The organism is Streptomyces anandii JCM 4720, from assembly GCF_014650655.1.
In the GTDB taxonomy this organism is placed as follows: Bacteria; Actinomycetota; Actinomycetes; order Streptomycetales; family Streptomycetaceae; genus Streptomyces; species Streptomyces anandii.
Map to the genome: position 1 here is coordinate 300,481 of NZ_BMVJ01000002.1, position 312 is coordinate 300,792.

1 protein-coding gene is annotated in these 312 nt (G+C 72.8%); it reads left to right on the top strand.

Features of this window, described 5'->3' with window-relative positions:
- On the top strand, positions 1 to 312 hold a 312-nt coding region (locus tag IE249_RS36155), incomplete at both ends, for an FAD-dependent oxidoreductase (RefSeq protein ID WP_229857519.1).

Here is a 312-nt window from a genome sequence, read left to right on the forward strand (position 1 = left end):
GCCCGCTTCGTCGCGACCCTGGTGCGCACCGCCGTGTCGTACGGCGCGAGGGCCGCCAACCGCGCCCGGGTCACCGGCTTCCTGCGCGAGGGCGAGCGCGTCGTCGGCGCCAGGGTGCAGGACGTCGAGGGCGGCGGCGAGTACGAGATCCGCGCCAAGCAGATCGTCAACGCCACCGGCGTGTGGACCGACGACACCCAGGCCATGGTCGGCGAGCGCGGCCAGTTCCACGTCCGCGCCTCCAAGGGCATCCACCTCGTCGTGCCCAAGGACCGCATCAACTCCACCACCGGGCTGATCCTGCGCACCGAG